This is a genomic window from Arthrobacter sp. MAHUQ-56, from assembly GCF_019710585.1.
In the GTDB taxonomy this organism is placed as follows: domain Bacteria; phylum Actinomycetota; class Actinomycetes; order Actinomycetales; family Micrococcaceae; genus Arthrobacter.
The window spans coordinates 85,794-106,598 of sequence record NZ_JAIFZQ010000022.1 but is presented as its reverse complement, the minus strand read 5'-3'; the positions used below and the strand labels follow the sequence as shown (position 1 = coordinate 106,598).

Here is a 20,805-nt window from a genome sequence, read left to right as displayed (position 1 = left end):
CGGTGCTTTAACGATAGTCCTTCGGAGATGTGGAGGCTTCCAACAGGGTGCCAAGTTTTCTAGAGCCGTTGCTCCACACTATGGGCAGCGGGGGTATCGGGCTGTCGTGACGGGGAGAACTTATGACTGGACGTTCTGATGCCTGAGACGCCGCACGCCGCCATAATGATGAGGGCACCAACGATGAGAAGGAGCGGTGGCGTCCACCCTCCGGCGACATCGCGAATGAGTCCCATCAAAACGGGACCCGACGCCGCAATGCCATAGCCAATGGACTGGATGAATGCTGTCATACGGCGGTTTTCGGCAAGGCTTGGAGCCCGCTCGATCACGACAGTGAAGATGACGGTGAAGGTTCCGCCTTGGGCAATGCCTCCGAGTGCAGCCCATAGGGGCCATAGCTGGGGTGCTGCCAGCAGACCAGAAGGCAGAATGATCCAACAGCTGGCTACCGTGATGAACAAACCTTGGGCTCCCCACCCCAGTACCCGGGTCAAGAGAGGAATGAGCAGCGGCCCGATGATGGCCAGGAGCTGAAATAGGCTGGCCGCCACTCCGGCCTCGGATGATGCCATTGCCCGGGTTTCCATCAGAAAACTTGGGAGCCACAACGTGATGGCGTAGTAGGCCATGTTATGAAAGGCGAAGGCGGCAGTGAAGTAGAGCATCATGCGCCGATTTGCCGAGCTGAGTTTTGTCCCATTGCTGCGCTTGCTAACCGGAGCCTTACGGTAAGTGGTGGCGGCCGGCTGCTTGTTTACGGACTGTGCTTGGCGTCTTGTGCTCCAGCGGGGATGGTCAAGGAAGGGCGGAAAAACAAGCAGCCAAGCACCAGCGGCGATGGCGGTGATACCTGCCCAAGCGAACAATGCCCACCGCCAGCCCACTACTCCTGCCAACGGAGCCGTGAACGCAGCCGCGAGGGTGGTACCGACATTGGCAGCCGCGGTCGTCAATCCGGTAAGGAGCGCAGCGCGCATTGGAAAATCCCTGCCAATGAACAGAGGGGTCGCCACGTTCATGATCGTCATGCCGATACCGATCATGACAGTGCCGAAGATTGCGCCGGGTGTCCCTGCAAAAGACCGCAGGAAGATTCCGACGCCCAAGGCAGCAAAGAAGTACAGCATGGCGTGGTTGAGGCCGATCCGTCCGATGAGCCACCCCGTCGCCGGAGTCACCAGCCCAAAGCACAGGACCGGGATAGCGGTCAGCAGACCGGCCGCCGCGGTGCTAAGGCCGGACTCCTGTTGAATGGACCCCAGGACCGGTCCGAGCCCGACGAGCGGAGCACGGGTGTTTAGTGCTGCGAGTCCGACTGTAATCAGGGTCAGTGCGCCGGCGCGGACGTAGCGGCGCCTCAGGTCCCTGTCAGTCCGGAAGGGTTGCTGTCGCCATTCGTGCGGCATTAGGTGTCCTCGCGGTGAATGGGCGGCTGGACTCAGCCTTCTTTGTTCCGGATTGCCTCGGCAAGGACTTGCACGAGATGCCGGCTGTCGAGGCCGGCGAGGTCTTTGACCTGGGTTCGGCAGGAAAATCCGTCGGCGAGGATAGAGCGGTCAGGGTGGGCTGCTGCTTTGGCCAGGACACCGTCTCGGGCGATCTTCTCCGAAGTCTCGTAGTGACCCTTTTCCATGCCGAAGTTTCCTGCGAGTCCGCAACACCCTGCCGAGGTTTCAACGTCGCATCCCATGGACTCCAAAAGTGCTACGTCGGCGTTGTATCCCATGACGGAGTACTGATGGCAGTGGGGCTGGGCGAGCAGTTTCTCTTCAAGCTTTGGCGGGGTCCAGTGGATCGAGGCGAGGAACTCGGCGATTGTTTTCACCGAGCGCGCCAGTTCCGCTGAGCGCGGATCATCGGGGAGCAGTTCCAACAGGTCGGAGCGGAGCGTGGCGGTGCAACTTGGTTCGAGTCCGACGACGGTCCGGCCTGCCCGTACGTGAGGGATGAGGATATCGAGGGTTTTCCGGAGTTTGGCCTTGGCGGCGGTGAGTTGGCCCGTGGAAATGAGTGTGAGTCCGCAGCAGGCGCCCTGACCTGCTACTTCGACGTCTGCGCCTACGGCGTGGAGGACTTCCAAGGCATCTTTGGGAATGCCGGGGGCCATGGCGTCGGAGAAGGAATCGACCCACAGCAGCACCTGTGGTGCCCTGGGATCGGTGGACGGCGTTGTTCGCTTTGCTTGTTTGGTCCACCGGAACGGTGCCAATGGCAGGTCGGGGAGGGAACGGCGGGTGTCCGCCCCCATCGCTGTCATCATGAGTTTGCGCAGTGCCGGGATCCGCCCAGCGATATTGACCACGAGGGCGACGGGGGCTGCGAGTTTCAGCCACTGCGGGAGTCGGCCGAGTGTGTAGTGGCTGAGCGGGCGGAGGCGTCCCTTGTACGACTGGTGAAGGGCTTCGGATTTGAACATTGCCATGTCGATGCCGGTGGGGCAGTCATTGGCGCACGCTTTGCAGCTGAGGCACAGGTCGAGGGCATCGTGGACCTCGGGTGAATTCCAGCCAAGGGTGACTACGCCGCCGTTGAGCATCTCCTGCAGTGTACGGGCCCGGCCTCGGGTTGAGTCTTTCTCGTCGCTGGTCGCCGTGTAGGAGGGGCACATGAAGCCGCCCTGTTCACGCAGGTCGGCCCGGCATTTTCCGACGCCGACGCACCGGTGTACGGCTTTGGTGATGTCGCCGCCGTCGTGGGCGAACGCAAATCCGTCGGTTGCTGTCAGCGGCAGAGCCTGGGGGCGGCGGAGGTCGGCATCGAGCGGGGCGGGCCGGACGACGACACCGGGGTTCATCAGGTCTTCGGGATCAAACAGGGCCTTGAATTTCTCCATCGCCTGCAGCGCCTCGGGGCTGTACATGGTGGACAGCAGCTCCGACCGTGCCCGGCCGTCGCCGTGTTCGCCGGAGAGGGACCCTCCGTAGTGGGCGGCGAGGGCGGCGGCGCGTTCGAGGAACCTTCGCATCAGGGCGGCGTTGTTCTCCAGGGGGAAGTCAACCCGAACGTGGACACACCCGTCTCCAAAGTGTCCGTAGGCAAGCCCGGAGACGCCTTCGTCGGCCATCAGAGCTTCCATGCCCCGCAGGTAGTCTCCAAGGTGTTCCGGTGGCACGGCGGAGTCTTCCCAGCCGGGCCAGGCCTGCTGCCCTTGGGCTGTGCGGCCAGCCAGTCCGGCGCCGTCGGCACGGATTTGCCACAGCCGTGTTGCTTCCGGCCCGGCCGGCAGGATAACGGCATCTGTGGAGTTGGAGGCTGCGACGAGCTTACCGGCCGCTTCAAGAGCCTCTTCCGATGTTGCTCCGCCGATTTCGGCCATGAGCCAGCCGCCGCCTGCCGGCAACGCGGGGACACTGGCGGCTCCGTGTGCCCGGCGGACGACGTCGACGAGCTGGGCGTCGAGTCCTTCCAGCGCCAGCGGGCGGGAGGGCAGCAGATTGGGAACATCGTCGGCAGCGGAGGGCATGTCCGCGTATCCGAGAACGGCCAGGGCTGGTGCCGCGGCGCGCGGCACCAGCCTGACCGTGGCTTCGAGGAGGATTCCGCAGGTCCCCTCGGTGCCGGTCAGGGCGGCGGCGAGGTTGCGTCCGTTTTCGGGCAGCAGGTGTTCGAGGGAGTAGCCGGAAATTTGCCGCCCGAACCGGCCGAATTCGGTGCGGAGCACGGCGAGGTGGTCGTTGACGAATTCGGCCAGGCCCGGGACCACGTCCAGTGCGTTGGTTCCGGAACCGACGGTGATGATGTCGCCGTCGCCGGTGAGCCAGGTCATGGCGATGACGTTGTCGGCAGTCCGCCCGTACGAGAGTCCGTGCGGGCCGCAGGCGTTGTTGCCGATCATTCCGCCGATGGTGCAGCGGGTCGCGGTGGATGGGTCGGGCCCGAACCGCAGGCCGAACGGTGCGGCTTCCCGCTGTAGGGTGCTGAGCACCGTCCCAGGTTCCACTACCGCTGTGCCGGATTCAGGGTTGAGAGCCAGGACGCGGTTCATGTGCCGTGAGAAATCCAGCACCATGCCCGGCCCCACCGCGTTGCCGGCGCAGGAGGTACCGCCGCCGCGGACTGTGACAGGGATGCCATGCGTCCGGGCGGCGGCCACGGCGGCCACGACATCCTCTTTGGATTCGGGCATCACTACCACCTCGGGGACGACCCGGTAGTTCGAGGCGTCCGTGGAGTAGAGTGCCCGGGTCAAGGACGTGTCGTCGACCGTTCCGTGGATCCGGGCACGCAGGTCGGCGACGAGTGCCTGGGCTGGTGCGCGGTAGGGTTCGGTCGTGGTGGTGGCCATCGGTAGCTTCTCCTGTGAGCGGTAGTGCAGTGCTGGTGCGTAGCGGGCTTTAGCTGGCCGCGTGGGACGGTTCCGGCATGACCAGCGAGCCGTCGATCCTGCGGATCAGGTGCCAGGGGTTGTTCTCCTGCAGCGCCGGCGGCAGCAGTTCATCGGGCAGGTTCTGGTAGGCAACCGGCCGCAGGAAGCGGTTGATGGCCAGCGTCCCGACGGATGTCGTCCGGGAATCCGAGGTCGCCGGGTAGGGGCCGCCGTGGATGACGGCGTGTCCGACCTCCACCCCAGTGGGCCAGCCGTTGACGATGATCCTGCCGACCTTGCGTTCAAGGGTAGGTAACAGCCGGGCTGCTTCGTCATGGTCCGATTCCGTGAGTTGCAGCGTCGCTGTCAGTTGCCCTTCGAGCTGGGCCGCAGCCCTGATGAGGTCTTCGATGGTTTCGTAGCGGATGACCAGGCTCGCCGCCCCGAAGATTTCATCATGCAGGACCGGGTTTGCCAGGAACTCCGGCAGTGGGGCTTCGAACACGGCCGGGGCCGGGGCGTTCTGGGTTTCTCCTTCAATGCCGTGGCCCAACGGGGTTACGGCCGGGGTTCCCGACAGCGCGTCGACGCCCTGGTGCCAGGCGCTGGCGATGCCTTGGGTAAGCATCGTCTGCCCGCTGCAGCCAGCAACAGCGCGTCCGACGGCGGCAGCGAGTTTGTCGCCAGCCTCCCCTGCGGGGGCGAACAACAGGCCGGGGGAGGTGCAGAGCTGGCCGGAGCTGCCGGTGACGGCGGTGATGTATTGGCTGGCCAGGGCGTCCACGTCGCCATCCAGAGCGCCGGGAAGGACGAAGACCGGGTTAAGGGAGGACATCTCCGCGTACACGGGGATGGGTTCCGGGCGTGCGGCAGCGGTGCGCATGAGGGCGGTGCCTGCGGCCCGGGAACCGGTGAAGCCGACAGCTTTGATGGCAGGGTCGGCAACCAGGGCCTGGCCAATGCTGGAGCCGGGACCGTAAATGAGGGAGAACACACCAGGGTGAAGTCCGTGGTCCTTTACGGCCTGGGTGATGGCGTGCCCGACGATTTCGCTGGTCCCCGGGTGGGCGTTGTGCGCTTTGAATACGACAGGGCAGCCGGCGGCCAGGGCCGATGCCGTATCGCCACCGGCCGTGGAGAAGGCGAATGGGAAGTTGCTGGCACCGAACACGGCCACGGGTCCCAGCGGGATTTGGCGTTGGCGAATGTCGGGCCGGGGCAGGGGTGTCCTGTCCGGCTGTGCGGGGTCGATGCGGACGCCGCGGAAGTCTCCCTGCCGCACGACGTCTGCAAAGAGGCGCAGCTGCTTGGTGGTGCGTGAGCGTTCGGTTTCCAGCCGGGCCCAGGGGAGCCCGGTTTCGAGGGCCGCGCGTGCCAGCAAGTCATCGCCAGCGGCTTCGATATTTTCGGCGATCGAATCCAGGAAGGCAGCGTGGGTGTGCGGGTCGAGTGCGCGGAAGGACTCGAATGCCTCGGCTGCGGCGGATGTGGCTTCTTGGAGCTGATTCGGGCTGATGAGGGTATACGCCGGGTTCAGGGGCTGGTTGGTGGCTGGGTTGAAGCCCGTGGTCTTTCCGCCGGTTCCGGCGGCGGAGCGGCCTGCGATGAGTGAGTGTCCGGTCAGAATCACAATTGTTTCCTTGGCTGGGATGTACTGGTTTTCGGTTATTGCCATGATCCTGCGCTGATGAGGACTTTGCCGCGGGCGGGGTCTTCCAGCAGGAACGCGGTTTCAAACGCGGACTGGGCCTCGGCAACGTCGAAGACGTGGGTGACCAGTTTGCCCAGGTCGGGGTGGGCTGCGATGAACTCTTCCGCCAGGGGCAGGTAGGTCTGCCAGTCCGGCTGGACGTTGGCGATCATGGCCAGGCACTTGCGGAAGAACGCTTTGTAGTTCAGGGCGTAGATGTCGTCGTCGGGGACGCCGAAGGCGAGCATGGTCCCGCTGTGCGTGGTCTTGCTGATCGCAAAGTTGACCAGGTCCTGGTCGTGCCCTACGGCATCGACGACGATGTCGAAGGCGGCGTCGGACTCAATCTCCGTCGTGGTGCGGTCGAAGGAAGAACTGAAGGGGGCGCCGGATCGGTCCTGCCGGTCGTAACCGACCAATGAGCCGACGCCCCGTTCCCGCAGGACGTAGCCGAACATGAGGCCGATGGGGCCCAGGCCCAGGACGCAGGCACTGGCGCGGCGGATGTCGCCGAGTCGGTCAATGGCTGCCAGAACGGTGGCCAGGGGCTGGGCGAGGATGGCGGTTGTATCCGGCAGCTGGTACCGGAGGATGTAGGTCTTACTGACCGCGGCGCAGAATTCCTCGCGGAGCCCGGCGTCGTGGTTGGGGATGGCGATGACGCGCTGGCCCACCAGGTCGGGGTGGCCGGGTGCTTCCAGCACGGTGCCGATGCATTCGTGGGTGGGAAACCCTGCGGGGCTGTTCCCGTCTTTGTCCTTGCCCCAGACGAATCCGGGTTTGTCGCTTCCGCAGATCCCGGCAAGTTCCAGTCTGACCCGTACTTCAGCGTGGCCGGGGACGACCGTGTCGGTAGTGGATGCTGGTTTCAGGTGTGCCGGGCCCGCCATTTGGACTGAGCGCAGTTGCTTGGTCTGGGTGGTCATTTCGTGTCCTTCCGCTTCCTTCCGAGAAGCCATCAGTGGGCTGCTGCCTGAGGGGCGGCAGCGTGGATTCGTTCCATGAGCTCGACGTGGCGCAGCGCCGCGCCGGTGCCGGTCATGCGGGTGATGGAGTCGTTGGTCTCGGCGTGCCGGATCTGTGCCAGGAGGTGGTCGATCATGGCGGAGAACGCGAGCCCGTGGTTGATGGGGCTGTGGGGTGAAAGGGCCGATTCTCCCGGTCCGGTGAGGACAAGGCCCTCGCGTGTCTGGTCGACGGCGGTGTGCACGTTGATCAGTACGTCGCTGGTGGCACCGGATTCATGGTGGAACGCGAGGGCAAGGTCGCCTTCGGCGTCCCAGTTACTGATGGTGAAGTCTGTGACCGGACCGAGCAGGAAATCCAGTTGGGAAAGGATGTGCGGGCCGACGTCGTACAGCGCACCCGCTTGGTCCCGCCATGGTCCGGCGAAGGCGTTTCCAGCCAGGAAGCTCGATGCGATCCATTCGGCACGTGCATGTTCCCAGGGACGGATTGCGTGGGCTTCGAGCCACGGGAGCCGTTCGGAATCGAAGAACCTGCCAAGGAACACGGTTGCGGCCAGGTCATGGCTGGTGATCGCCTGGTGCAGTGCTTTCACGGAGGCTGCGTCGGTACCGGCTGGTTTTTCCAGCATGAGGTGGCATCCGGCCTCAGCGGCCTGGAGGCCGTATTCAGGTTGCAGCCCGGGGACAATTGCGAGGTCAATGATGTCTACGGCTTCCAGGAGCTGGTCGTACCGGTCGAACACCCTAATGCCAAGTTGGTCACCGATGGCCCGGGTTTTGGCCTGGTCACGGCCCCAGATCCCGGCCAAGGTGACGTCGGGGTGGGCAGCGAGGGCGGGGAGGTGCACGCGTTGGGCCCAGACGCCGGTTCCGGCGATTCCCACGGTTGATTTCATGCTGCTTTCGTTCCGTCCTGGAAGTGGATGGTGCGGGGAAGTCAGCCTTTGCTGCTTCCCCGCACCGGGCTTTCGGTGTTACGGCCCGAAGCCGCTACTTGGTGACCGGGGTGACGGTCCAGGCGAGGTCAACGACAGGGTTCTGCGTTGAGATGTCCACGCCGGTGATCTTCTTGTCGTTGTAGACGGTTGGCTGGAAGCGGGTGTAGACGTTGGTCAGCCACGCCTGGTCGATCACGGCTGTGTGCCATGCCTTGCGGTAGGCGGCGTCGCGGGCGTCTTCGGTGGTTGCCTGCGATGCCTCAACGAGTGCCTGGGTGATCTGGTCGTTGCTGGTGTTGAACGCGTTGAACTGCGTTGCGCCGCCTGTGAAGAAGCTCTTGGACTGCACATACGTCGGCAGGGCACCGTAGTTGAAGGCTGATACCGGGTACTTCTTGGCCAGGATGTCGGTGGTGAGCTGGCCCAGATCCGTGTAGGTGGTCAGGTTCGCATTCACGCCCAGCTTGGCCCAGGACTGGATGACGGCCTGCGCCATGAGGTTGGTGTTGTTGGCCGTCGGGGATGACATGTTGAAGCTGAATCCATTGGCATAGCCGGCCTCGGCGAGCAGCTGCTTGGCCTTGTCCATGTCATAGGCGTAGGCGGAGTTGTCCTCCTCGTTGTACCCGGGGAAGCCTTTCTGGACCGGTGTGGTGCCGGGGATGGAAAGGTCTTTGTAGACGGCATCGGCGATGGACTTGCGGTCAATGGCGTAGTTCAGCGCCTGCCGGACCCGGGGGTCTTTCAGTGCCGGGACGAGGACACCGTCGCGGTCGTTGTATTCGATGCCGGTCAGCCCGAACGGGGCCGTGGCCACTGCCAGGCCGGCTGCCTTGGCAGCGGTGGCCGTCGGCGCGTCGGCGCTGAAGAGATCGGCTGAACCGCTCTGGACGGCCTGGAGGGCGGCTGCGGCGTTGCCTACGACCTTAATGACGATCTTGTCCCACTTGATCTTTCCCTGGTCCCAGTAGTTCTTGTTCGGGACGAAGGTGTAGGTGTCGTTGGCCACAGTCGAAGCGGTGTCCAGCATGTAGGCGCCGGCGCCGTAGCTGCCGCTCTTGAGTGCCTGCGGGTCTGCCAGTCCCTTGTCGCTGATGACAGATCCGAGCAGCATGCGCTGGGACAGCAGCGAGGGCAGGGCGTCGTTCGGTTCCTTGGTTTTGATCAGGACCGTTTTGTCATCTGCAGCGGTGACGGATGCGATCGAACCGAGCCAGTTCGGGCCGTTGACGCCCTTGGTGCGGCCGTAGTCCAAGGATTTCGCGACGGTCTGGGCGGTCAGCGGGCTGCCGTCGGAGAACTTCACGCCGTCACGGAGGGTCACCGTGAGGGTGGTGGGGTCGGTGTACTCCCACTTGGTGGCGAGGTCGGGGACGACGTTTCCCTTTCCGTCAATGCGGGTCAGGGAGTCGTAGGTGAGGTTAATGTACATGTTGTTGATCTGGTCAACCGACTGAAGCATGGGGTCCAGGCTGGTCGGGCCCGCGCTGGCGGCGACCGTGAGGACCTTCGAGGCCGACGTGCTGGCCCCGTTGCTGCCGCCCGCGCAGCCGGAAAGGCCCATGGCGAGTGCGGCACCTGCGGCGACGGCGGCAGTGGCGAACTGCCGCCGCGTAGTGAGAAACGACATTGTCTACTCCTGTTTTCTATGGCTGGTCAATGCGCGCCGTGTGGCCCGCACTGGGTAATGGTGGTGTGCGGCCGGCGCCTAGGCGCCGGCCATGATCGCGCCGGACTGGGTAAGGGTGTTCCAGGCTTTGCGGCGTTCGCGCTGGATTGCCGGGTCCGGATGCGGCTCGGCGGCCAGGAGCCGTTTGGTGTAGTCCTCTTTGGGGGAGTTGTAGACCTCATCGGTAGTCCCGGATTCCACGGCCCGTCCCGCGCTCATGACCAGTACGCGGGGGCAGAGGACTCTCACGACGGCGAGGTCATGGGCGATGAAGACGTAGGAGACGCCGGTTTCCCGCTGTTCTCTGCGAAACAGGTTCATGATCTGCGCCTGGACCGACAGGTCCAGGGCGGAGACCGGCTCATCGCAGATAATCAGCCGCGGCGAGGGCATTAGCGCCCGGGCGATGGCGATGCGCTGGCGCTGGCCGCCGGAGAAACTCCCCGGGAGTTTATCCATGGCCTGTGCGCCGAGACCGACATGCTCGAGGAGTTCCTCGGCCCGGTCCAGGGATGCCTTTTTGCTCATCTGCCGGTTAGCGATCAGCGGCTCGGTAAGGATGTCGCGGATCTTTTTCGCCTCGTTCAGGGAGCTCCGAGGATCCTGGAAGACCACCTGCACGTCCGATGAGAGGTGCTGGCGCTCCTTGCGGTTCAGCCGGGTGATGTCCTTGCCGTCGAACAGGATCCGTCCCGCCGTCGGCTCGGCCAGGCCGAGGATCGCCCGGCCGATGGTGGACTTTCCCGAGCCGGACTCACCTACGATGCCCAGGGCTTCGCCCGGGTCGACGGAGAAGCTGATGTTTTCCACGGCCTTATAGGTTCCGCGGGTGAGTTTGTAGGTGACGTCGAGGTTTTCGACGCGGAGCAGGGCTTTGTCGCTCATGGTGCTCACCTTTCTGCCAGGGCGTCGGGGGAGGTTTCCTCAGCTGCTTCAGCGATGCCTTCCACGGAGAATTCACCGGTGAGGACGGGCAGGTCTTCGCCGGCCTTGGCGCCGTGGGGGTTGGAGCGCAGCAGGGCCTGAGTGTAGGGGTGCTGGGGGCGGCGGTAGATGTTTTCCGCGGTGTTCTGCTCCACGATCTGGCCCTTGTACATGACCACCACGCGGTCGCAGACATCGGCGACGACGCCCCAGTCGTGGGTGATGATGATGACCGACATTCCTGTCTGGTCCCTAAGCTTCATCAGCAGCCCCAGGATCCCGGCCTGCACCGTCACATCGAGGGCGGTGGTGGGTTCGTCGGCGACCAGCAGTTCGGGTTCCCCAGCAAGTGCGATGGCGATCGAGACGCGTTGCGCCATGCCGCCGGAGAGCTGGTGGGGGAAGCGCTTCACGGCCTCTTCGGGGTTGCGGATTTCCACCAGGCGCAGCAGCTCGACGGCCTTGGCCTTGGCAGGCTCGCCCTTCAGCCCGGTGTTGGCGGTGATGATTTCAACGAGCTGCTTGCCAATCTGGAAGTTGGGGTCCAGGGCAACCATGGGCTCCTGGGCAACGTAGGCGATGCGCTTGCCGCGGTAGGCGTCAAGCTGCCTCGGGGCGAGTCCGAGGAGGTCCTGGCCGTCGAAGACCACGGATCCGGCGGTGACGACTGCCGAATCACCTACGACGCCGAGGACTCCGAAAGCGACGGTGGACTTGCCGGACCCGGATTCACCGACGAGGCCGATGGTTTCGCCGCGGCCAACGTGGAACGTGACGTCCTTGACTACGGGTTTGATGTCGCCGCCGACCCGGTAGCCGACGTTGAGGCCTGTGACCGACAGCAGGCTGCCATCGGTAGGCGCCGGGGTGCTGCCGGCGCTGCCGGTGCGCAGTTTCCGGGAGCGGAGCGTGAGTTTGGGTTCGGTCCATCCGCCGGTGACGCTATTGCGGACCGAGTCACCGATCAGGCCGAGGGCTAGTGCGGAGAGGGCGATCACGCCACCTGTCGGGTAGAGCATCCAGGAGTTCAGGGAGATGTTCGCTGCTGCCTCGGCCACCATGTTGCCCCAGCTGGGTGCCGGCGGCTGGGTGCCGAAACCCAGGAAGCTCAGGGCGCTTTCGACGACAATGGCGGTGGCACCGAAGACGGCGCCCTGGACCACGATCAGGCCCATGGTTCGTGGCAGGATGTGCCGGGTGATGATGTAGAACGGTGAGAGCCCGGAGACCCTGGCCGCGTCGACGAACAGTTCGTTTCGTGCCGCCATCGCAGCTGAGCGGACCATGATGGCCATCACCGGGCACGACAGGAGGCCGAGCACGAGCATGGCGAGGAAGACGTTGCCGCGGTAAATCGAGAGCACCACGAAAAGGATGATGATGTGCGGTGTGGCCATCACGATGGCGTTCGCCCCGGAGATGATCCGGTCGGTGGTTCCGCTGAGGTAGCCGGACACCAGGCCGAGGGTGCTGCCGAGGATAACGTAAACGCCGATGGCCAGGGCAACGGCGGCCAGCGTTGACTGCCCGCCGTGCATCAGGCGGGACAGCAGGTCACGGCCGAGGCTGTCCGTGCCGAGCCAGTGTGCGCTGCTGGGGCCGGCGAAGACCTGTGTGAGGTCTTGGTCCAGCGGGCCGTACGGTGCGATCAGGGATGCGAAGGCGCAGGCGATCACCACAACGGCCAGCCAGACACCGGCAATGACGGTGAAGACCGAGGCCCGCTTGCGGCGGCCTGGTTTGACTGCGACGGCAGTGGCCGTGGCGTCAGGGGCGATGATGGCGGTCATCGGGTCCTCACTTTCGGGTTCAGCAGGGCGTAGGCGATGTCACCGATCAGGGTGGCCAGCAGGACGACGACGGTGTAGCCCAGGACGGCGCCCTGGATGGTGACGAGGTCGTGCTGGGTGGTGGCGGTGACCACGAGGGAGCCCAGGCCTGGAAGAGCGAAGATGTGTTCCAGGGCGACGGTGCCGCCGAAGAGGTTGACGAAGCACGCGACGGTTGCGGCGACGACAGGCAGCGCGGCGTAGCGCAGTCCGTGCTTGAAGATCAGTGATGCTTTGGAGATTCCGTTGGCTTGCATGAAGCGCATGAAGTCACGGCTTAGCGCCTCCGACATCGAATCGCGGGTTTGCTTGGCGATGATGGCGATGCCGGCCAGGCCCAGTGCTGCCACCGGGAGTATGAGGTGCCTGACCCATTCCCCGAAATCGTTCTGCGGTGTCTCGTATCCCAGTGCCGGGAGCAGCTTAAGCTGTCCGGAGACGAACACGACCAGCAGCAGCGCGATCCAGAAGTTCGGCAGTGAGATGCCAAGCATGGACACCATGTCCAGGACCTTGGCGACGACACCGCGCTTTACTGCCGCCCAGGTCCCCAGGGAGATGCCAACAACAGCGGCGGCCAGCGTCGCGAATCCGGCGACGAAGAATGTGGGCCAGACCCGTTGGGACAGGACGTCCGAGACGTTCAGGCCGGTGTAAAGGGACACGCCGAGGTCGCCCTTGAATGCGTCCATCAGCCAGTACCACCACTGGACGTAGAACGGTTGGTCAAGTTTGAGTTGGGCGCTCAGGGCCGCCACCCGCTCGGGGGTGGCGTCCTGACCCAGGATCACCAGGGCCGCGTTTCCCGGAATCAGCGAAACCAGGAAATACGTGATGATCGACATGAGGAAAAGCACCGGTATGGCGAAAGCGACCCGGTTAAGGATGAGCCGTGTCATTGCGATTGCCCCCGCCACACCGGTACGGATGAAGGAGAATGCCGGTGCAACAGGCGCCCGGCGACGGAACGGTAGTTAGTCATTTCTTGCCTGTACTTCCTTGTACGTCCCGCAGAAACCGGGACCTGGCTTGCCGGCATTCTCTATGCCTCGAGTACTCCCGAGGCGGCTTGGAATGCCGCGGTGAGGGCGATTGATACAAGCACTGCGCCCGCATCGGGGTTGCCCAGGGCACGCTCGGGCTGGGACCGTGCCCGGCCGATCTTGGGTGTCATGGACTGGGTCGCCAGCATTCCCTGTCGGGCGGCGTCGGATATGCGCTGCAGGTAGTCATCCTGTGTTCCCGACGAGATGCCTGCCGCGGCGGCCTCGGCTGCTGGTGCCAGGGCATCGATCATGGTCCTGTCGCCTGGGCCTGCCTTGCCGCGCTTTTGGATTCCCGCGACGGCCGCCTGCAACGCTGCGGCGAGCTGACTGCGGCCTTCAGTGTCTCCGACGGCTTTGGCCGCCGAAAGGAAGGCGGTGGCGATCAACGTCCCGCAACTTGAAGCGGCTGTTCCCGCGATGCGTTTACCGCAGAGGATGAGCAGCGCCTGGGTGTCGTTCTCGCCGCTTTCGAGTGCTTCACGGATAGCGATGGCGACCTTCCCGGCCGTGGTGCCCAGGTCGCCATCGCCCGTGATCGAATCGAGGCGGGTCAGTTCGTCGGCGTTGTTGGTAAGTGCCGCTGCAACGGCTTCAAGTTCAGCTGTGATAGTCATGATTGCTCGAAAAATGGTGTTCGGACAGGGGCGTCGACCAGCTGGGTGAGTTCGTCATCGAGCACCAGGATGCTCAGCGATGCGCCGGCCATTTCAAGGGATGTGACGTATTCGCCGACCCACCTGCGGTGGATGGTGATGTCCCGGGCGGCCAGTGAGCGGTGGACCCTGCGGTAGAGCACATACAGCTCTTCGGCGGGAGTTGCGCCCAGACCGTTGACCAGGACCGCGACGCGGCTGCCCTGGCGGATATCGATGTCGGCGAGGATGCCGTCCAGGAGGGTGTCGGCGACGTCATCCGCGGTTCCGAGCGCTTCACGGCCGATTCCCTGCTCGCCGTGGATGCCCATGCCGATCTCCATCTGGCCTGCAGGCATCTCGAAGGTTGGACGGCCAACGGCGGGCAGGATCATCGGCGACAGCCCAACGCCGTAGGAGCGCAGGGCGGCAGCGGCCCGTTCGGTCGTTGCGACGACCTCATCGAGGTTGGCGCCGGTAGCAGCCTTGGCCCCTGCCACCTTGTAGAGCAGGAACAAACCGGCGATGCCACGGCGGTACTCTTCCTCGCCCTTGGGTGCGGAGGCCACGTCGTCGCGTCCGACAACGGTCTTGACGACGTGGCCTTCGAGCTCGGCGAGCTCTCCACCCAGGTCGAAGTTCATCAGGTCTCCGCCGTAGTTCCCGTAGAGGTACAGCACGCCGGCACCGGAATCGACTTCCCGGGTCACCTCCAGGATCTGCTCCGAAGTGGGGGATGCAAAAACGTCCCCGACTGCCACACCGTCCAGCAGGCCATCGCCCACGTATCCGAGGAAGAGGGGGAGGTGGCCGGAGCCACCGCCGGTAACGATGCCCACCTTTCCTGGAACGGGGGCGTCGGCCCTGACGATGGAGTGGACGTCACCGAGACTGCGTAGCTGGTCCGGGTGCGCGAGCAGGATCCCGTCGAGCATCTCAGCTACGAGATGCTGCGGATCATTGATGAGCTTCTGCATGGTGTGGGTCCTTAGACAGCTGCGGGGGACAGAGCGGTCTTGGCAACTTCCAGCCCGGACTTGACCAGCGCCAGCTCTTCGTCGTTGAGCGGGACGAACGGCAGGCGGGCGGGGCCGACGCGACGGCCCTGTTCGGTGGCAACGGCCTTGATCCATGCCGGCCAGTTTTTGCCATTCATCACCGCGCGGGTCAGCGGGGCCAGGGCGAAGTGGATGCGCTTGGCTTCGTCGTAGTCGTTGCGCTTGATGGCCTCGAGCATGGCGATGCTTTCGGCAGGGAACATCGCGCCGGTGCCGGAGATGGAGCCAGTGGCGCCCATGGCCAGGCCGGGGTACAGCAGGTGGTCCTGTGCCCAGGTGACGGAGATCTTGTCAGCCACGGTGTCCAGCAGTTCGGACAGGGTCGCGAAGGAGCCGCCAACGGATTCCTTCGTTGCGATGATGGCTCCGATTTCGGCCAGCTTCTGGGTAATCGCCGGAGTCATGGGTGCGTGGCTCATGACGTTGTAGATGATGACCGGCAGTTCGGTCTGCTTGTGGATCCGGTCGTAGAAGTCCACCATGCCGTCGAAGCTGGGGGACTGGTAGATCGGCGGGGTGACCATGACACCGCGTGCGCCGGCTTCCCGGGCGGCGCGGCCACGGGCGACTGCTTCCCGCGTAGTGGTGGTGATGATGCCGGTCACGATCGGAACGCGGCCCTTGACGTGGTCAACAGCGATCTTGGTCAGCTCCGCGAGTTCCTCTCCGGAGAGGGCGTGGCCTTCGCCGGTGCTGCCACCAACGACGAGGCCGGTAACAGGGTGCTGCAGCTGGTACTCGATGTCCTCGATGAAGCCATCGCGGTCCAGCTCCCCGTCGGCGGTGAAGGGGGTGAAGAGGGGAGGGAAGATTCCGACTACTTCGTCTTTTGTGAGCGTCACGTCAGTTCCTTTTCTGTGATGTGACTTACAGGTACGATGGAAGACATTATCGATAAAAAGTGACTAGCGCAAGACGTGAGAGCTACCGAATCTGCCCTGGCGGGTTCGGGCCGGTCGGATTCAGCGGTCCGCACACGGAGAGGAAGGTCCGCCATGGCATCCCCCATTCATAAGAACGGTCCAGGACGCGCCACCCTTCAAGACAGGGTCTACGCGCAGCTGCAGGAGGACATCCTCAAGGGTCGCCTGGGCCCTGGATCGCGGCTTCTCGTGGCACATTTGGCGGAGCGTTTCGGCACATCCCAGGCCCCCGTCCGCGAGGCGCTGCGGCGCCTCACCGAGGAGGGCCTTGCTGTCACCGTGCCCTACTCGGGCACTGTGCTGAAAGAACCAACCTGGGATGAGATCGAAGACATCTACTTGATGCGCGAGGAGCTCGAAGCCTTCGCTGTCAGGCGGATTCTTGAACATCCGCCGGTCAAACTACAGCCCATCCGCCGCGCGCTCCGCGAGCTCCAGAGGGCAGTCAAAGCCGGCGACGCAATGGGGATCATCGACGCGGACATGGAGTTCCACCGTTCCATCTGCGCGGCCGCAGGGTCTGCGCTGACCCTGGAAGTATGGACGATGATCGTCAAGCGGCACCGGGGGGCAAGGCTGTCCCTCGAACGCAGGCATCCCGATGACCAAACCACGGTGGTCGAAACCCACGGCGCCCTGCTTCACTTCCTCGAGGTGGGGGACGCGCAGCGGGCCGAGGCGGCCTTCCGCCAACATCTGCGGTCCTCGGTGCTGGGATTAAAGGATCGCTACTACGCGGATAGAATTAATGATAATTTAACTCCGGTGTTGGGATAGAAGTCTGCACGCCAGCCCGGTGTCCCCCCGCGGCGCGATCAAAGCAATGAAGCATTGGAGGATCCCTTGGTCGGGACCGAGATCGATCTACCGGCTCACATCCAAAAGGTGGCGCGTCCTGCCACCGGGGATGGCCTTAAGCGCCAGTTGCCCCGCCTTTCAGAACTGCGCGAACTGTTGCAGTTCCGGTCGCCGGAATTGGACCCCGTCAAGCGTCGGCTCCTCGCCGCCCAGACCATTGATGAGCTTCGTCGCGTCGGGCAGCGGACAACCCCGCGGTCTGTTTTCGATTATGTCGATGGTGCTGCCGATGAGGAGGTCACGGCCAACGAAAACGTCGAGGCATTCCGGAAAGCGCGCTTCGTTCCGGAAATACTGCACTCTGTAGCGACCCCGGACCTCACCACCGAGCTGCTCGGAAAGCGGATCGCGTTCCCCCTGGTTTTCGCACCGACGGGCTTCACCCGGATGATGCACCATGAAGGCGAGGTCGCTGTCGCCAAGGTCGCCGCGCGCGGCAATCTGCCGTACGCCTTGTCGACGCTGGGCACCACCGACATCGAAGGTATCCGTGAAGCGGCTCCCGGCGGGGACAACTGGTTCCAGTTGTACCTGACCAACAGTGAGTCGCTGAACAATGAACTGATCGACAGGGCTCTGGGCGCCGGCTGCACGACGGTGGTTCTGACCACCGACTGCGCCGTTGGAGGACGACGCCTCAAAGACGTCCACAACGGCTTGAGCATCCCCCCGTCGCTCACTTTTAGGACTTTCTCCAACATGTCCCGCTTCCCTTACTGGTGGATCAACAAACTGACTACTCCCGCGATCGAATTCGCTTCGGTCAGGGACTTTCCCTGGACCAACGCCGAAGTCGCGGCACTTCTCTTCGATCCAGGCCTGGACTACGAAGACCTGGCTTGGTTGCGGGCCAAGTGGCCGCACAAGCTCCTGGTCAAGGGCGTGCTCAGTGCGCGCGATGCTGTACGTGTCATGGACGCAGGAGCCGACGGAGTCATCGTTTCGAACCACGGCGGCCGGCAGCTGGACCGGACACCGGCAACACTCGACGTCCTCCCATCTGTGAGGGAAGCTGTTGGCCCTGAAGCGACCGTCATTCTCGACGGCGGTATCCGGCACGGCCAAGACATCATCGCCGCCATTGCCTCCGGCGCCGATGCGGCGATGGCTGGACGCGCCTATCTTTACGGGCTCATGGCCGGTGGGGAACGAGGTGTGGAGCGGGCCGTTGAAATCCTTCGCACCGAGTACCAGCGGGGACTTCAGCTGCTCGGCCTGGACGCCACAGCCAAGATCACCACACACCATGTCCGAACGCCGCCAGCAGGTTTCGAGTCAACCAATAACCCAGGCGTCGCGGCGTCCGTACTCTGACCGCGGGCAGTTTGCCTGCCCGGAACAGTGATCATTACAACGGAGTAAACAAGGAGCATTCCATGCTGCAAAATATCGCGGACAAACGCGATGCCCTGATCGAAAGCCCAGCCGACCGGGCAATCCGGTTGACCGGTCAAAAGATCGGCGGCTGGTTCATCGTCCGCTACATCGCAGCGTTGATCGGCATCTGGGTCGCATTGCTGACACCGGCATCTGTCACGCTGGCGCTGCGCGTGGGACAGATAGACCCCGACGGAAAAGCAACCTCCTTGGCCCTCGTGGTCAGCGCGGGCGCAGCCGCGGCACTGTTCGCCAACCCGATCTTCGGTGCGTTGAGCGACAGGTCCACATCGCGATTTGGGCAGCGCCGACCCTTCATCGTGGCTGGTGTCCTCGTTGGATCCTTGGCAGTGTTTGCCCTCGGGTTCGCCTCGAACATAGCTCTCGTAACCGTGGCGTGGGGCGCAGCGCAGCTGGCCTTCAATGCCGCCGTCGCAGCCACGATTGCGATTCTTCCCGAGAGGGTGCCGACGGCCCTACGCGGCCGCGTTTCCGGGTTCATGGGAATGACGACTCAGGCCGGTGTCGTGGGCGGCGTGTTCCTGATTCAACTCGTTGGAACGGACGGTGCCGGCATGTTCGTCTGGCCCGCTGTCCTGGGTGTGGCCCTCATGCTGCCTCTGATCCTGACACTGAAGGAGGTCCCCAAAAGCCGCAGCGAGGTCGACACCATTTCAGCCCGTGCGCTCATCGGAGCCTTGTGGGTTAATCCGTTCAAGCACCGGGATTTCGGTCTAGCGTGGATCGGTCGCTGTTTTGTTTGGACCTCCCTGTACCTGTTGACGACGTATAAGACGTATTTCCTCATCGACCACCTCGGCTACACCACGAAAACCGTCGCACCCATCCTCACCGCGGCGATGTTCATCCTGGCCATCTGCATCGCCGTCTCCAGCATCCCCGGCGGCTGGCTGTCCGACCGGATCGGCAGGCGCAAAATATTCGTCGTCGCTGCATCGCTGCTATTCGTCATAGCCATGCTCGTCGTCGCGTTCGCCACCATCGTCGAGCACTTCCTGATCGGCATCGGAATCGCCGGCATCGCCAACGGACTTTACCTGGGCGTCGATTACGCTTTGGTCGCCCAGGTACTGCCTGACTCAAGCTCAGAAGCCGCAAAAGGCATGGGAGTCTTCAATCTTTCAGCCACCATCCCACAAACCCTCGCTCCGTTGCTGGCGCCCGTCATTCTCACCGTAGGGGCTGCACCCGGCAGCGCCGGCAACTACACATCTCTCTATCTGTCCGCTGCGGTACTTGCACTCATCGGCGCAGGAATCACTCAGCTTATCCGGGGCGTTCGCTGACCTGAGGACGACCTGATCGGCCTGGGATGCCGTGTCGTCTCCGGAGCTTACAAGGGCCTGACACAGTACCGGCCACCGGGGCAGACCCGCACGGCAAAAAACCACAATGCGGTTAGTACCAGCCCATGGTTGCGTCCCTAACCGACGAAAGCGCAGGAGTTAATCATGCTGGCAGCCATGCTCAAATCCCTTGGACCCATCGAAACCAACGCCCTCGACATCGCCGACGTTGAGACACCATCCCCGGGCCCCGGCCAGCTCCTTATCAGAGTGACCGCCTGCGGAGTGTGCCGTTCCAACCTGCATATGATCGAAGGCGACTGGGCTCCCTCAACTCCGGCCCAGTTGCCCATCATCCCCGGACATGAGGTCGTAGGAGCAATCGAGGAGGTTGGGGCCGGGATTACCGACTTCAAGGCCGGCGACCGGGTAGGCGTCCAACCGATCTTCTCCACCTGCCGCGGCTGCGAGTTCTGCATCAGCGGGCGTGAACAGCTGTGCCGCAGCAAAAAAATTACGGGCGAGAACGTAAACGGCGGCTACGCCGAGTACATGATTGCAGAAGCGGACTTCGCCTACCGGCTGCCGGAAGGCGTCTCTGATCTCGACGCGGCTCCGCTGCTTTGCCCTGGAATCACCGCCTACGGAAGTGTCAGCAAAGCCCGGCTGTCGCCGGGTAAAAAGGTCGCAGTCTACGGCGTCGGCGGGGTGGGACACCTCGTAATTCAAATGGCCGCCTTGCATGGCGCTGACGTCTACGCCGTAACGCGTGGCAAGGAACACCAGGACCTGGCCGACGAGCTCGGTGCCACAGTCATCGATTCTTCCCGAGAACATGGTGCCGGGTCGCTCATCCGCCGCCATGGCGGAATGGACTCCACCATCGTGTTCGCACCATCGAGCGTCGTGCTCTCCCACGCCATCCAGGCCACCAAACCCGGCGGGATCATAGTCGTCGGGGCGGACGGGGAAGTCGGTCCGTTGCCCTTCGCCCAGGAGAAAACAGTCGTAGGGTCAATCCTGGGCACGCGCCAACAGATGCGAGAAGTCCTGACACTAGCCGCTGAGGGAAAGATCCGCGCCCACTGTGAAGCCTTTCCTCTAAACGATGCCAACGAGGCCCTCAAAAGGCTCAAGAACGGACACATCCGCGGTCGCGCAGTTTTGATGCCCAACAGCTAACCGAGGCACCTTTTCCTTTGATCTTCTTCTCAAGCGGAATATTCGGACGCAGTGGTCGTCTCGATGACATCACCGACACGGAACGTGCAGCCACC

The 20,805-nt window shown here is 63.7% G+C and carries 16 protein-coding genes; 4 read left to right on the top strand and 12 right to left on the bottom strand.

Features of this window, described 5'->3' with window-relative positions; genetic code table 11:
- Window positions 1–59: 59 nt before the first annotated feature.
- From K4G53_RS19190 to K4G53_RS19135, 12 genes are all read right to left on the bottom strand, one after another.
- On the bottom strand, window positions 60–1,409 hold the full coding sequence (locus tag K4G53_RS19190) for a CynX/NimT family MFS transporter (RefSeq protein ID WP_221387281.1): 1,350 nt from the start codon (window positions 1,407–1,409) through the stop codon (window positions 60–62).
- A gap of 32 nt (window positions 1,410–1,441) precedes the next feature.
- Entirely contained in the window at window positions 1,442–4,288 is a 2,847-nt protein-coding gene (locus tag K4G53_RS19185) for an FAD-binding and (Fe-S)-binding domain-containing protein (RefSeq protein ID WP_221387280.1), read from the bottom strand.
- 49 nt (window positions 4,289–4,337) lie between these two features.
- Window positions 4,338–5,939, bottom strand: coding sequence for an aldehyde dehydrogenase (NADP(+)) (locus K4G53_RS19180; protein WP_221387320.1), 1,602 nt, complete (start codon window positions 5,937–5,939; stop codon window positions 4,338–4,340).
- A 35-nt stretch (window positions 5,940–5,974) separates the two neighbouring features.
- Window positions 5,975–6,925 (bottom strand): alcohol dehydrogenase catalytic domain-containing protein, encoded by a 951-nt coding sequence (locus K4G53_RS19175; protein WP_221387279.1) that lies wholly within the window; start codon window positions 6,923–6,925, stop codon window positions 5,975–5,977.
- Between the two features lie 32 nt (window positions 6,926–6,957).
- Window positions 6,958–7,863, bottom strand: a complete 906-nt coding sequence (locus tag K4G53_RS19170; RefSeq protein WP_221387278.1) for a Gfo/Idh/MocA family protein — start codon at window positions 7,861–7,863, stop codon at window positions 6,958–6,960.
- Window positions 7,864–7,957: 94 nt separating this feature from the next.
- The gene (locus K4G53_RS19165) at window positions 7,958–9,535 is read right to left on the bottom strand and encodes an ABC transporter substrate-binding protein (RefSeq protein WP_221387277.1); all 1,578 of its coding nucleotides are present in this window, start codon (window positions 9,533–9,535) and stop codon (window positions 7,958–7,960) included.
- Between the two features lie 78 nt (window positions 9,536–9,613).
- Window positions 9,614–10,459: an ATP-binding cassette domain-containing protein gene (locus K4G53_RS19160; protein WP_221387276.1), complete on the bottom strand. Its 846-nt coding sequence runs from the start codon at window positions 10,457–10,459 to the stop codon at window positions 9,614–9,616.
- Window positions 10,460–10,464: 5 nt separating this feature from the next.
- A complete protein-coding gene (locus K4G53_RS19155; RefSeq protein WP_221387275.1) occupies window positions 10,465–12,288 on the bottom strand; it encodes a dipeptide/oligopeptide/nickel ABC transporter permease/ATP-binding protein in 1,824 nt (607 codons plus the stop codon).
- The gene (locus K4G53_RS19150; RefSeq protein ID WP_221387274.1) at window positions 12,285–13,226 is read right to left on the bottom strand and encodes an ABC transporter permease; all 942 of its coding nucleotides are present in this window, start codon (window positions 13,224–13,226) and stop codon (window positions 12,285–12,287) included. The genes K4G53_RS19155 and K4G53_RS19150 overlap by 4 nt, the downstream gene beginning before the upstream one ends.
- 143 nt (window positions 13,227–13,369) lie before the next feature.
- Window positions 13,370–13,987 carry a DAK2 domain-containing protein gene (locus tag K4G53_RS19145; protein WP_221387273.1) on the bottom strand — a complete coding sequence of 206 codons (618 nt, stop codon included), beginning with the start codon at window positions 13,985–13,987 and terminating at the stop codon, window positions 13,370–13,372.
- A complete protein-coding gene (locus K4G53_RS19140; RefSeq protein ID WP_221387272.1) occupies window positions 13,984–14,982 on the bottom strand; it encodes a dihydroxyacetone kinase subunit DhaK in 999 nt (332 codons plus the stop codon). The genes K4G53_RS19145 and K4G53_RS19140 overlap by 4 nt, the downstream gene beginning before the upstream one ends.
- A gap of 11 nt (window positions 14,983–14,993) precedes the next feature.
- On the bottom strand, window positions 14,994–15,905 hold the full coding sequence (locus tag K4G53_RS19135; protein WP_221387271.1) for a dihydrodipicolinate synthase family protein: 912 nt from the start codon (window positions 15,903–15,905) through the stop codon (window positions 14,994–14,996).
- A gap of 153 nt (window positions 15,906–16,058) precedes the next feature.
- On the opposite strand from K4G53_RS19135, the gene K4G53_RS19130 reads away from it, so the two are divergent.
- The 4 genes from K4G53_RS19130 (at window position 16,059) to K4G53_RS19115 (ending at window position 20,710) form a co-directional block, all read left to right on the top strand.
- Window positions 16,059–16,763 (top strand): GntR family transcriptional regulator, encoded by a 705-nt coding sequence (locus tag K4G53_RS19130; RefSeq protein WP_221387270.1) that lies wholly within the window; start codon window positions 16,059–16,061, stop codon window positions 16,761–16,763.
- Between the two features lie 66 nt (window positions 16,764–16,829).
- Window positions 16,830–18,158, top strand: coding sequence for an alpha-hydroxy acid oxidase (locus K4G53_RS19125; protein ID WP_260323857.1), 1,329 nt, complete (start codon window positions 16,830–16,832; stop codon window positions 18,156–18,158).
- A 62-nt stretch (window positions 18,159–18,220) separates the two neighbouring features.
- A complete protein-coding gene (locus tag K4G53_RS19120; RefSeq protein ID WP_221387269.1) occupies window positions 18,221–19,528 on the top strand; it encodes an MFS transporter in 1,308 nt (435 codons plus the stop codon).
- Window positions 19,529–19,693: 165 nt separating this feature from the next.
- Window positions 19,694–20,710 (top strand): alcohol dehydrogenase catalytic domain-containing protein, encoded by a 1,017-nt coding sequence (locus tag K4G53_RS19115; protein ID WP_221387268.1) that lies wholly within the window; start codon window positions 19,694–19,696, stop codon window positions 20,708–20,710.
- Window positions 20,711–20,805 lie beyond the last annotated feature (95 nt).

Coding starts and splice junctions, on each gene's coding strand:
- K4G53_RS19185 (WP_221387280.1), bottom strand. CDS start 4,288: ATGGCCACCACCACGACCGAACCCTACCGCGCACCAGCCCAGGCACTC.
- K4G53_RS19150 (WP_221387274.1), bottom strand. CDS start 13,226: ATGACACGGCTCATCCTTAACCGGGTCGCTTTCGCCATACCGGTGCTT.
- K4G53_RS19160 (WP_221387276.1), bottom strand. CDS start 10,459: ATGAGCGACAAAGCCCTGCTCCGCGTCGAAAACCTCGACGTCACCTAC.
- K4G53_RS19145 (WP_221387273.1), bottom strand. CDS start 13,987: ATGACTATCACAGCTGAACTTGAAGCCGTTGCAGCGGCACTTACCAAC.
- K4G53_RS19190 (WP_221387281.1), bottom strand. CDS start 1,409: ATGCCGCACGAATGGCGACAGCAACCCTTCCGGACTGACAGGGACCTG.
- K4G53_RS19175 (WP_221387279.1), bottom strand. CDS start 6,925: ATGACCACCCAGACCAAGCAACTGCGCTCAGTCCAAATGGCGGGCCCG.
- K4G53_RS19165 (WP_221387277.1), bottom strand. CDS start 9,535: ATGTCGTTTCTCACTACGCGGCGGCAGTTCGCCACTGCCGCCGTCGCC.
- K4G53_RS19140 (WP_221387272.1), bottom strand. CDS start 14,982: ATGCAGAAGCTCATCAATGATCCGCAGCATCTCGTAGCTGAGATGCTC.
- K4G53_RS19115 (WP_221387268.1), top strand. CDS start 19,694: ATGCTGGCAGCCATGCTCAAATCCCTTGGACCCATCGAAACCAACGCC.
- K4G53_RS19130 (WP_221387270.1), top strand. CDS start 16,059: ATGGCATCCCCCATTCATAAGAACGGTCCAGGACGCGCCACCCTTCAA.
- K4G53_RS19155 (WP_221387275.1), bottom strand. CDS start 12,288: ATGACCGCCATCATCGCCCCTGACGCCACGGCCACTGCCGTCGCAGTC.
- K4G53_RS19170 (WP_221387278.1), bottom strand. CDS start 7,863: ATGAAATCAACCGTGGGAATCGCCGGAACCGGCGTCTGGGCCCAACGC.
- K4G53_RS19120 (WP_221387269.1), top strand. CDS start 18,221: ATGCTGCAAAATATCGCGGACAAACGCGATGCCCTGATCGAAAGCCCA.